At 72.4% G+C, this 10,743-nt stretch carries 13 protein-coding genes; 3 read left to right on the top strand and 10 right to left on the bottom strand.

All coding sequences use genetic code 11. From position 1 onward, the window contains the following. From ACVNF4_RS25730 to hisD, 10 genes are all read right to left on the bottom strand, one after another. Nucleotides 1-1,128, bottom strand: a 1,128-nt coding sequence (locus ACVNF4_RS25730; protein ID WP_461805254.1) for an MFS transporter, incomplete at its 3' end; no start/stop codon positions are given. Between the two features lie 10 nt (nt 1,129-1,138). After that, nucleotides 1,139-1,729: an ArsR/SmtB family transcription factor gene (locus ACVNF4_RS25725; RefSeq protein ID WP_461805253.1), complete on the bottom strand. Its 591-nt coding sequence runs from the start codon at nt 1,727-1,729 to the stop codon at nt 1,139-1,141. Between the two features lie 120 nt (nt 1,730-1,849). Next, nucleotides 1,850-2,605, bottom strand: coding sequence for an imidazole glycerol phosphate synthase subunit HisF (gene hisF / locus ACVNF4_RS25720; RefSeq protein WP_461805252.1), 756 nt, complete (start codon nt 2,603-2,605; stop codon nt 1,850-1,852). Beyond that, complete coding sequence (locus tag ACVNF4_RS25715) at nt 2,602-3,000, bottom strand: RidA family protein (protein ID WP_461805251.1); 399 nt, start codon at nt 2,998-3,000, stop codon at nt 2,602-2,604. The genes hisF and ACVNF4_RS25715 overlap by 4 nt, the downstream gene beginning before the upstream one ends. Continuing rightward, entirely contained in the window at nt 2,997-3,731 is a 735-nt protein-coding gene (priA, locus tag ACVNF4_RS25710; protein ID WP_461805250.1) for a bifunctional 1-(5-phosphoribosyl)-5-((5-phosphoribosylamino)methylideneamino)imidazole-4-carboxamide isomerase/phosphoribosylanthranilate isomerase PriA, read from the bottom strand. The genes ACVNF4_RS25715 and priA overlap by 4 nt, the downstream gene beginning before the upstream one ends. 2 nt (nt 3,732-3,733) lie before the next feature. Continuing rightward, entirely contained in the window at nt 3,734-4,384 is a 651-nt protein-coding gene (gene hisH, locus ACVNF4_RS25705; RefSeq protein ID WP_461805249.1) for an imidazole glycerol phosphate synthase subunit HisH, read from the bottom strand. After that, nucleotides 4,375-4,539, bottom strand: coding sequence for a hypothetical protein (locus ACVNF4_RS25700; RefSeq protein ID WP_461805248.1), 165 nt, complete (start codon nt 4,537-4,539; stop codon nt 4,375-4,377). Before ACVNF4_RS25700 ends, hisH begins: the two co-directional genes overlap by 10 nt. Then, nucleotides 4,536-5,129: an imidazoleglycerol-phosphate dehydratase HisB gene (gene hisB, locus ACVNF4_RS25695; protein WP_461805247.1), complete on the bottom strand. Its 594-nt coding sequence runs from the start codon at nt 5,127-5,129 to the stop codon at nt 4,536-4,538. Before hisB ends, ACVNF4_RS25700 begins: the two co-directional genes overlap by 4 nt. Next, nucleotides 5,126-6,232 carry a histidinol-phosphate transaminase gene (locus ACVNF4_RS25690; protein WP_461805246.1) on the bottom strand — a complete coding sequence of 369 codons (1,107 nt, stop codon included), beginning with the start codon at nt 6,230-6,232 and terminating at the stop codon, nt 5,126-5,128. Before ACVNF4_RS25690 ends, hisB begins: the two co-directional genes overlap by 4 nt. After that, complete coding sequence (gene hisD, locus ACVNF4_RS25685; RefSeq protein ID WP_461805245.1) at nt 6,229-7,554, bottom strand: histidinol dehydrogenase; 1,326 nt, start codon at nt 7,552-7,554, stop codon at nt 6,229-6,231. The genes ACVNF4_RS25690 and hisD overlap by 4 nt, the downstream gene beginning before the upstream one ends. A 188-nt stretch (nt 7,555-7,742) precedes the next feature. On the opposite strand from hisD, the gene ACVNF4_RS25680 reads away from it, so the two are divergent. The 3 genes from ACVNF4_RS25680 to ACVNF4_RS25670 all read left to right on the top strand — a co-directional run. Beyond that, nucleotides 7,743-9,320, top strand: coding sequence for an oxidoreductase (locus ACVNF4_RS25680; protein WP_461805244.1), 1,578 nt, complete (start codon nt 7,743-7,745; stop codon nt 9,318-9,320). A gap of 183 nt (nt 9,321-9,503) precedes the next feature. Next, entirely contained in the window at nt 9,504-10,526 is a 1,023-nt protein-coding gene (locus ACVNF4_RS25675; RefSeq protein ID WP_461805243.1) for a hypothetical protein, read from the top strand. An 11-nt stretch (nt 10,527-10,537) separates the two neighbouring features. Continuing rightward, nucleotides 10,538-10,743 (top strand): LON peptidase substrate-binding domain-containing protein (locus ACVNF4_RS25670; protein ID WP_461805242.1); only part of this gene is annotated, 206 nt, incomplete at its 3' end.

Genomic DNA, 10,743 nt, shown 5'->3' with positions numbered 1-10,743 from the left:
GATCGCGAGGGCGCCCCCGATCGTGGCGAACGCCAGCACGAGCCCCGCGCGCGGGACGCGGCCCCGCCAGGCGAGCACCGCCGACGCCCCACCGGCCCCGACCCCGAACCCGGCCAGCACGAGCCCCAGCCCGGAGGCCCCCCACCCCCGCTCCCCGGCAAGCAGGGTCAGCCCCAGATTCATCGGCCCCACGAACCCCAGGTCACTGAGCATCACGGACACCACCAACGCCGCCAGCACCCGATCCCGCCGCACATACCGCACCCCGTCGACCAACTCCCCGAGAACCTCACGCCTCCAGACCCCCCGTTTCCCGGCACTCCCGCGCGCGGACCCCACGTCCCCGGCACCCGCCGAATCCCCCACCCGCACACGACCGCACCGGTCCCCCGCCCTGGTCTCGATGCCATCCTCGCGCGCACGCGTGGGCGCCCCGGCGTCCAGATCGCCGGCCTGCCCGCAGACGTCCCCTTCACGCACGCACGCGTGCACCACCCCGGCACCACCCCGCCCCACCCCCGCCCGCACCCGAACCGCCCCCAGCACCGGCCACGACACCCCGATCAGCAGCGCGGCCACCCCGAAGGCCCCGGCGGTACCCCCCACCGCCACCCCCAGCCCGCCCAGCGGCCCGCCCAGGACGTTCGCCAGTCGTGTGGACAGCCCCCGGAGGCCCTGCACCCGCCCGAGCTGCCCGGGGTCGGCTATGAGGGCCGGGAGGGCGCCCGCGGCGGGCAGGAAGGCCGCGTCGATGACGCCGAAGACGACGGCGACGGCCGCGAGGACCCAGAGTCGGGGGCTGGTGAGGAGCAGGAGGAGGGCGGCGGAGAGCACCAGCGCGCACCGCGCCCCCGTGCCGGCGAGGACGACACGCCGGGCGCCGTACCGGTCGGCGAGGACTCCCCCGCCCAGCATCAGGACGGCCCTGGGCAGCGCTGCGGCGACGGTCACGAGCCCCGCCTGAAGGGGCGTCCCGGACTGGACGGCGGTCCAGGAGACGGCGAGGTAGTACACGTTGTCGCCGACCCCGGACGCGGTGAACCCGGCGAGCCACCGAAGGACGTTGGGGTCCCGGTGGGCGACACGCCCGGCGGAGGGCCTCTCCGCGACCCCGATCGCGCTCTTCACCCCGACCCCCTCAGAACCGGAACGGGAACGCGTACGTCTGCACCTGGACGTTCTCCCGCCCCTCCGTGCCCCCCGCCGCCTCGGCGGCTCGCCCGGCCTCCTCGTACCGCTGTACCAGGGCCAGCACCTCCCGGTTCAGCTCGGACAGTTCGGCGGCCGTGAGCCGGAGGTTGGACTCGGAGGACTCGACGGCGGCGTTCCACTCGGCGCTCCAGTGCGCGCGTTCGTCGAGGAAGCGGCGGTACATGTCCGCGCGCTGCTCGAAGAAGAGCCGGCTGGCGGCGGTGTGCGCGGCGGCCTTCTCGGGCGCGTCCCGGAAGTCGGAGTCGTGGATGCGCAGCCCGTCGGAGGTCCGTTGCCACCACCGCTCCCGACCGTCCGCGCTCTGCGGCTCGGCCTCCTCGATGAGCCCGTGCTCGGCGAGCTTGCGCAGGTGGTAGCTGACGAGGGACACGGCCTCGTCGACCTGCTCGGCGAGCTGCGAGGCGGTCGCCACGCGCGCGACGGTGAGCCCCCGGTACAGCTTCGACCGCAGCGGGTGCGCGAGCGCCTTGAGCGTGCCCACGTCGGTGATCCGCCGGTCCCTCTCCTGACTTGTCATGCCTCTCACGCTAGATACGAAAGAGAAGTTGCGCAACACATTTTGCGCAACTTCTCTTTCGTATCTAGCGACAGGTAAGCCCCGCTCGCCATAGCGAACGGGGCTTACCTCACAAGAACCTCACCGCACCGGCCGCCCGGCTTCCCGCAGCGCCCGCTTCACATCCCCGATCCGCAGATCCCCGAAGTGGAACACGGAGGCCGCCAGCACGGCGTCCGCCCCCGCCCCCACCGCCGGCGCGAAGTCGCCCAGCTTCCCGGCGCCCCCGGAGGCGATCAACGGCACGGAGACGTGCTTGCGCACGGCCTCGATCAGCTCGATGTCGTACCCGTCCTTCGTCCCGTCGGCGTCCATCGAGTTAAGGAGGATCTCGCCCGCTCCCAGCTCGGCGGCCCGGTGGGCCCACTCGACGGCGTCGATGCCGGTCCCCCGGCGCCCGCCGTGGGTGGTCACCTCGAACGACCCGGACTCGGTGCGCCGCGCGTCCACGGACAGCACGAGCACCTGGCTCCCGAACCGCTCGGCGATCTCCTCGATCAGCTCGGGACGGGCGATGGCGGCCGTGTTGACGCCCACCTTGTCGGCACCGGCACGCAGCAGCTTGTCGACGTCCTCGGGCGCGCGTACGCCCCCGCCGACGGTGAGCGGGATGAACACCTGCTCGGCGGTGCGGCGCACCACGTCGTAGGTGGTCTCCCGGTTGCCGGAGGACGCGGTGATGTCGAGGAACGTCAGTTCGTCGGCGCCCTCGGCGTCGTACACCTTGGCCATCTCGACGGGGTCGCCCGCGTCGCGCAGGTTCTGGAAGTTGACGCCCTTGACGACCCGTCCGTTGTCGACGTCCAGGCAGGGGATCACGCGGACGGCCAGGGTCATGAGTCGGCTCCTCGGTACGCTTCCAGCTCGACCTCGACGAGGATGCGCGGGTCGACGAACCCGGTGACGACGACGAACGTGGTCACCGGGCGTACCGCGTCGAAGATCTCCTTGTGCGCGCGCCCGGCCTCGTCGACGTCCCGCGCGTGGGTGAGCAGGACCCGGGTGCGGATCACCGACTCCGGGCCGGCGCCCAGTTCGGCGATGGCCTCCAGGGCGGTTCCGAACGCCGCCTTGGCCTGCTCGTAGGGGTCGCCCTCGCCGTGCAGCACGCCGCCCTTGAAAGACGTCGTCCCGCCGACGAGGATCCGGTCGCCCGCCGCGACCGCGCGGGAGAAGCCGAACGGCTCCTCCCAGGGCGACCCGCTCGCGACACGCTGCACGCCGGACGTCATGACGACACCGCCGCCAGCGCCTCTTCGAGGGTGAAGGCCTTCGCGTAGAGGGCCTTGCCGACGATGGAGCCCTCGACGCCGAGGGGGACGAGTTCGGCGATGGCGCGCAGGTCGTCGAGGGACGACACGCCGCCGGAGGCGACGACCGGGCGGTCCGTCGCGGCGCAGACGCTGCGCAGCAGCTCCAGGTTGGGGCCCTGGAGGGTGCCGTCCTTGGCGATGTCGGTGACGACGTACCGCGCGCAGCCCTCGGCGTTCAGGCGCTCCAGCGTCTCGTACAGGTCGCCGCCGTCGCGGGTCCAGCCGCGCCCGCGCAGCGTCGTGCCGCGGACGTCGAGGCCGACGGCGATCCTGTCGCCGTGCTCGGCGATGACCTTGGCGACCCACTCGGGGGTCTCCAGGGCGGCCGTGCCGAGGTTCACGCGCGTGCAGCCCGTGGCGAGGGCGGCGGCCAGCGTGTCGTCGTCGCGGATGCCGCCGGACAGCTCGACCTTGATGTCCATCGCGCCGGTGACCTCGGAGATCAGCGCGCGGTTGTCGCCGGTGCCGAACGCGGCGTCCAGGTCGACGAGGTGCAGCCACTCGGCGCCCGCGCGCTGCCAGGCGAGGGCGGCCTCCAGGGGGGAGCCGTAGGACGTCTCGGTCCCGGACTCGCCGTGCACGAGGCGGACGGCCTGGCCGTCGCGGACGTCGACGGCGGGGAGGAGTTCGAGGAGGTTTTCAGACGACACAGTCACAGTGTTCCGATCCAGTTGGTGAGGAGCTGTGCTCCGGCGTCGCCGGACTTCTCCGGGTGGAACTGCGTGGCCCACAGGGCGCCGTTCTCGACGGCGGCCACGAAGGGGGTGCCGTGGGTCGTCCAGGCGACCTTGGGGGCCCTGATGGTGGGGTTGCGGACCTCCAGGGACCAGTCCTGGACGCCGTAGGAGTGCACGAAGTAGAAGCGCGTGTCCGGTTCGACCCCGGCGAAGAGTTCGGAGCCCTCAGGGGCGTCCACGGTGTTCCAGCCCATGTGCGGGACGACGTCGGCCTTGAGGGGTTCGACCGTGCCGGGCCACTCGTCGAGGCCCTCGGTCTCCACACCGTGCTCGATGCCGCGCGCGAAGAGGATCTGCATGCCGACGCAGATGCCCATCACCGGGCGCCCGCCGGACAGCCGCCGGCCGACGATCCAGTCGCCGCGCGCCGCCTTCAGGCCCTTCATGCAGGCCGCGAAGGCGCCCACGCCGGGCACCAGGAGGCCGTCCGCGTTCATCGCCGTGTCGAAGTCACGCGTTATCTCGACGTCGGCGCCCACGCGCGCGAGAGCGCGTTCCGCGGACCTGACGTTGCCGAAGCCGTAGTCGAAGACGACGACCTTCTTCGGGGAGCCGCTCAATTCCACACCTCCAGCCTGAGGACACCCGCGACGAGACACATCCCGGCGCCGATGGACAGCAGCACGATCAGGCTCGTCGGCATCTTCTGCTTGGCGAAGGAGTAGACACCGCCGAGCAGGAAGAGTCCGAGAACGATCAGAATCGTCGACAGGCCGGTCACAGCGCGCCCTTCGTCGAGGGGAGGATGCCCGCCGCGCGGGGGTCGCGTTCGCTGGCGTAGCGCAGCGCGCGGGCGAGGGCCTTGAACTGGCACTCGACGATGTGGTGCGCGTTGCGTCCGTAGGGGACGTGGACGTGCAGGGCGATCTGGGCCTGGGCGACGAAGGACTCCAGGATGTGCCGGGTCATCGTCGTGTCGTACTCGCCGATCATCGGCGCCATCTTCTCGGGCTCGGTGTGCACGAGGTACGGGCGGCCGGAGAGGTCCACAGTCACCTGGGCGAGGGACTCGTCGAGGGGGACCGTGCAGTTGCCGAAGCGGTAGATGCCGACCTTGTCGCCGAGGGCCTGCTTGAAGGCGGCGCCGAGGGCGAGGGCGGTGTCCTCGATGGTGTGGTGCGAGTCGATGTGCAGGTCGCCCTCGGTCTTCACGGTCAGGTCGAACAGACCGTGCCGGCCGAGCTGGTCGAGCATGTGGTCGTAGAAGCCGACGCCCGTGGAGACCTCGGTTCTGCCGGTGCCGTCGAGGTCGATCTCGACCAGGACGGACGTCTCCTTGGTGGTGCGCTCTATACGGCCGACGCGGTTCATGCGCGCTGCTCCTTCTTGAGTTCACGGACCGCGTCCAGGAACGCGTCGTTCTCCGCGGGGGTGCCGGCGGACACCCTGAGGAATCCGGGTACCCCGTTGTCCCTGATCAGGACGCCGCGGTCCAGAATGAATCGCCACGCGGCGTGCGGGTCGTCGAAACGGCCGAACTGCACGAAGTTGGCGTCGGACTCGGTCACCTCGTAGCCGATGGCCCGCAGCTCGCCGACCAGCCGGTCGCGCTCCGCCTTGAGCTGCTCGACGTACTTCAGGAGCGTCCCGGTGTGCTCCAGGGCGGCCAGGGCGGTCGCCTGGGTGACCGCCGAGAGGTGGTAGGGAAGTCGTACGAGCTGCACGGCGTCGACGACCGCCGGGTGGGCGGCGAGGTAGCCCAGGCGCAGCCCTGCGGCGCCGAACGCCTTGGACATCGTCCGGGAGATCACCAGGTTCGGCCGGCCCGCGAGGAGCGGCAGCAGCGAGTCGCCGTGGCTGAACTCGATGTACGCCTCGTCGACGACGACCATGGACGGCTTCGCGGCCTGCGCCGCCTCGTACAGCGCGAGGACGGTCTCGCGCGGGACGGCGTTGCCGGTGGGGTTGTTGGGGGTCGTCACGAAGACGACGTCCGGACGGGCCTCGGCGATCGCCCGGCTCGCGTCGGCCACGTCGATCGTGAAGTCGTCGCTGCGGGGCCCCGGGATCCAGTTCGTGCCCGTCCCGCGCGCGATGAGGCCGTGCATCGAGTACGACGGCTCGAAGCCGATCGCGGTGCGGCCGGGCCCGCCAAAGGTCTGGAGCAGTTGCTGAATGACTTCGTTGGAGCCGTTCGCCGCCCACACGTTGGCGCGCGCGACCTCGTACCCGGTGGTGTCCGTGAGGTACTTGGCGAGCTGGGTGCGCAGCTCGACGGCGTCCCGGTCGGGGTAGCGGTTGAGGTCGCGGGCGGCTTCGCGCACGCGCTCGGCGATCCGCTCGACCAGTTCCTCGGGGAGCCGGTAGGGGTTCTCGTTCGTGTTCAGCCGGACGGGGACGTCCAGTTGGGGCGCTCCGTAGGGGGACTTGCCGCGCAGCTCGTCCCGTACGGGGAGATCGTCGATGCCTGTCACTTGCTCTCCGGGACCTTCCAGTCGAACCTCGCCTTGACCGCCGCGCCGTGTGCCGGGAGGTCTTCGGCCTCCGCGAGCGTGACGACGTGGTGGGCGACCTCGGCGAGTGCCTCGCGCGTGTAGTCGACGATGTGGATGCCGCGCAGGAACGACTGCACGGACAGGCCGGAGGAGTGGCAGGCGCACCCTCCGGTGGGCAGGACGTGGTTGGAGCCGGCCGCGTAGTCGCCGAGGGAGACGGGCGCCCAGGGGCCGACGAAGACGGCGCCCGCGTTGCGCACGCGGTCGGCGACGGCGGCGGCGTCGGCGGTCTGGATCTCCAGGTGCTCGGCGCCGTACGCGTTCACGACGCGCAGGCCCTCCTCGATGCCGTCGACGAGGACGATCGCGGACTGCCGGCCCGCGAGCGCGGGGGCGATCCGGTCGTCGATGTGCTTGCTGGCGGCGACCTGCGGGACCAGTTCCTTCTCGACGGCGTCCGCGAGTTCGGCGGAGTCGGTGACGAGGACGGCGGCGGCGAGCGGGTCGTGTTCGGCCTGGCTGATCAGGTCGGACGCGATGTGCACGGGGTCGGCGCTCGCGTCCGCGAGGACCGCGATCTCGGTGGGTCCGGCCTCGGCGTCGATGCCGATCCTGCCGGTGAAGAACCGTTTGGCGGCGGCGACCCAGATGTTGCCGGGGCCGGTGACCATGTTCGCGGGCGGGCAGGACTCGGTGCCGTAGGCGAACATCGCGACGGCCGTGGCGCCGCCGGCGGCGTAGACCTCGTCGACTCCGAGGAGCGCGCACGCGGCGAGGATCGTGGGGTGCGGGAGCCCGTCGAACTCGGCCTGCGCGGGCGAGGCCAGGGCGATCGACTCGACGCCCGCCTCCTGCGCCGGCACGACGTTCATGATCACCGAGGACGGGTAGACCGACCGGCCGCCCGGCGCGTAGAGCCCGACCCGGTCGACGGGCACCCACTTCTCGGTCACACTTCCGCCCGGCACGACCTGGGTCGTGTGGGTCGTGCGGCGCTGTGCGCGGTGCACGAGGCGCGCGCGCCGGATGGACTCCTCCAGGGCGGCGCGGACGGCGGGGTCGAGTTCGGCCAGCGCGGCGGTGAGCGCCTCGGCGGGGACGCGGACGGACGTGAGCCGTACCCCGTCGAACTTCTCGGCGAAGTCGATCAGCGCCGCGTCTCCCCGATGATGGACGGCCTCGCAGATCGGACGCACCTTCTCCAGGGCGGCCGAGACGTCGAAGTCGGCTCGGGGCAGCAGGTCGCGCAGGGCGGGTCCCTCAGGGAGGGCGTCGCCGCGCAGATCGATACGTGAGATCACGGGGCCAATTCTCGCAGAACCGGTTCGGGGGCCGTTCGCGCGTATCAATGGCTGATACAGAACGAGTTCGTCACGCAAAGTAGCCAGAGTCGGGAACTTTCACTGATCGATGTCACGTTCAGTGTTCAAAGCATGACCCAGCGGGCAGAACAGGGGCGGAACAAATGTGCGAGGAAGGAGGGAAAGTCGTGATCGAGGGGGCCGGACCGCATGTCAGGGACCTTCCGGGGGATCTGACGGCGGTCGAGGCGGGGCTGTGGCAGGCGTTCCGGGACGGCGGGCTGTACGACCTGACCTGCGGCAACCCCGAGGTGGACGACCCGCACGGCGGGCACCCCTGGGGCGAGGGGCGGACGGTGCGGGCGAGGGTGGTGGCCTGGCTCCTGCTGGACGGCCCGCCGGCGCTGACCGGCCGGGTGTCCTCGCTGAAGCTCGCCGGGGTCCGGATCAGCGGCGCGCTCGACCTCTCCGGCGGCCGGGTCCTGCCCTACGTCGAACTCCGAGGCTGCCGGTTCGACCAGGAGGTGCTGCTCCCGGAGGCCCGGTTCACGACCCTGCGGCTGGTGGACTGCGCGGTCCCCCGCCTGGAGGCGGCCCGGGTGCACACGGAAGGGGACCTGCACCTCCCGCGCAGCCGCTTCCCCGAGGGCATCCGGCTGACCGACGCCCACATAGGAACGGACCTGATGCTCAACCAGGCGGTGGTGCACCCCGACCGCAGCGGACGCTCCCTCGTCGCCGACGGGATGACGGTCGGCCAGGACGTCCAGGCGGAGCTGCTGGAGTCGTACGGCGAGCTGAGCCTGCGCGGCGCGAAGGTCGGGGTGTCCCTGAGCCTGCGCGGGGCACGTCTCGCCGACCCGGGAGGCCGGTTCGCGCTCAACGCCCCGCAACTGACCGTCGAGCGCTCGCTGTACCTGACCCCGGCGGCGACCGGCGGCCTCGGCCAACCGGCGGGGGTGACGCCCGCGCGGGGCATCAGGGTCCAGCGGTTCGAGTGCCGGGGCGGCCTCAGGCTGGACGACGGGCGGTTCGGGGACGCCGTCGACCTCCAGTCCGCGCGGTTCGTCCTCGCGGACGACCAGGAGGTGTCGCTGCGCCGGGTGCACGCCTCGGAGCTGCGCTTCCTCGGGGAGCGTCCCGCGCGCGGGACGGTCGTCCTGTCGGGGGCCCGGGTGGTCAACCTGATCGACCGCGCCACGGCCTGGCCGGGCCCCGGCCGGCTGCACATGGCGGGGTTCACGTACGACAACCTCGTCCCGGTCGGCCCCTTCCCGCTGCCCGCGCGCCTCGCCTGGGTCGCGGCGGCGACCGCGGAGTACGCGCCGGAGCCCTACGAGCGGCTGGCGGCGGTCCTGCGCGCGGGCGGGGAGGACGAGGACGCGCGGGAGACCCTGCTCGCCAAGCAGCGCCGCCGCCGCGAGACGCTCCCGCCGGGGGCGAAGCTGTGGGGGTACGCGCAGGACTGGACGGTCGCCTACGGGTACCGGCCGGGGCGGGCGGCGGTGTGGATGGGGGTCCTGTGGGCGGCGGGCTCGGTCGCCTTCGGCCACGCCCCGCACCACGCCACGGGCGGCGGCGGCCCGTCCTGGGACCCGGTCCTGTTCGCCCTGGACCTGCTCCTGCCGGTGATCGACCTCGGCCAGGCCGGCCAGTGGCGGCTGGACGGCGCCTGGCAGTGGGCGGCGGCGGCGATGATCCTCCTCGGCTGGATCCTCGCGACGACGGTCGCAGCGGGCGCGACGCGCATGCTGCGGAGGGACTGAAACATGCGCGCCGAGATCCGCACGGAACCCCCACCCCCAGTGCCCCGGCACCCACGGAAAGCACACGCCGTGCCCGTACCGTGCCGACTGAACGGTAACCTTTTACCGTCCCTTGACTTCTGGACGTACAACTTTCCATCGGATGGGCTCAGCCTCTGGCGCGCGGCCGACCAGCGTTTTTCAATGGTCGGCACCATGGCTCTGCTGCCCACGTTCATCCGCCCGGCCCGCGCCCCGAAGGCCGCGCCGCCCCTCGCCGCGACCGGACTGCCGGCCGACGACGAGATGCTCCTCGACGTCCCCGACGACCTCCTCGGCCCCGCGCTCGTCGCAGCCGGGCGCGGCGAGCACAGACCGGCGGCCGGACTCCTCGCACGCACCCGCGTGCGCCGCGACTGGGAGGCCCGCGACGGCTACGTCAGGCGCCTCGCCGCGTTCGCGGACGCGCGGCCCGAGTGGTTCGAGGAGTGGCGTTCGCGCGCCCCCCGCGATCCGGACGTCCTGGTCGTCGCCGCCCAGCTCGCGATGGGCCGCGCCTGGCGCTCGCCCGCCCGAGAGGAGCTGCTGCGCGAGGTCAGCCCGCTGATCACGGCCGCCGCGCAGAGCTGGGACCGCGACCCGGTGCCGTGGCGCATCGCCCTGGACCACGCGCGCGGGGCGCATGCCGGGCACAAGTACTTCGGGGAGCTGTGGGAGGCGGCCGTCCGCCGCTCGCCGCACCACTTCGGGTGCCATCTGGCCGCCCTGCGCTACCTGGCCTTCTCCTGGCACGGCGCGCACCGCGAGTGCTTCGACTTCGCCGACCGCGCCGCGCAGGACGCCCCCGCCGACTCCCTCGTCCAGTCGCTGCCCGCGCTCACCGCCATGATCTATCTGACGGACGGCTGCGGCCCCGAGGTGCCGCGCGCCCGGCTCGACGCGGCGGCGGACCGGGCGATCGTCCTGTCGGCCCGTCTCGGCCCGGACGACTCGCGCGCGGCCGAGGTGCGCAACGGCCTGGTCTACGTCCTGTCCCGGCTCGACCGGCGGGAGGACGCCCTCGTCCAGCTGCGGATGCTCGGCCCGTACGTCACATCGTTCCCCTGGAACCGCTTCTCGGACGACCCTCTCGGCCACTTCCTCGCCGTCCGCGAGGACATCGTGAGCGGCCGTCCGGCCCGTCCGTGGAGCGGCCATGACGGACATGCGACCGGCGCGGACCATTAGGCTTCTCCGCCGTGACCATCGTCCGTCTCCCCCTCTTCCCCCTGAACTCGGTGCTGTTCCCGGGACTGGTGCTGCCGCTGAACGTCTTCGAGGAGCGTTATCGCGCCATGATGCGCGAGCTGCTCAAGACGCCCGAGGACGCGCCGCGCCGGTTCGCCGTCGTGGCCATCCGCGACGGGCACGAGGTGGCGCCCGCGGCCCAGGGCATGCCCGACGC

This window comes from Streptomyces sp. S6 (assembly GCF_054880855.1).
The sequence above is the reverse complement of the archived record's forward strand: the minus strand, read 5'-3'. Positions and strand labels throughout refer to the sequence as shown.

What these genes read in the sequence shown, in the direction of transcription:
- hisB (WP_461805247.1), bottom strand. Translation starts at nt 5,129, where the DNA reads ATGAACCGCGTCGGCCGTATAGAGCGCACCACCAAGGAGACGTCCGTC.
- ACVNF4_RS25725 (WP_461805253.1), bottom strand. Translation starts at nt 1,729, where the DNA reads ATGACAAGTCAGGAGAGGGACCGGCGGATCACCGACGTGGGCACGCTC.
- hisF (WP_461805252.1), bottom strand. Translation starts at nt 2,605, where the DNA reads ATGACCCTGGCCGTCCGCGTGATCCCCTGCCTGGACGTCGACAACGGA.
- ACVNF4_RS25675 (WP_461805243.1), top strand. Translation starts at nt 9,504, where the DNA reads ATGGTCGGCACCATGGCTCTGCTGCCCACGTTCATCCGCCCGGCCCGC.
- ACVNF4_RS25715 (WP_461805251.1), bottom strand. Translation starts at nt 3,000, where the DNA reads ATGACGTCCGGCGTGCAGCGTGTCGCGAGCGGGTCGCCCTGGGAGGAG.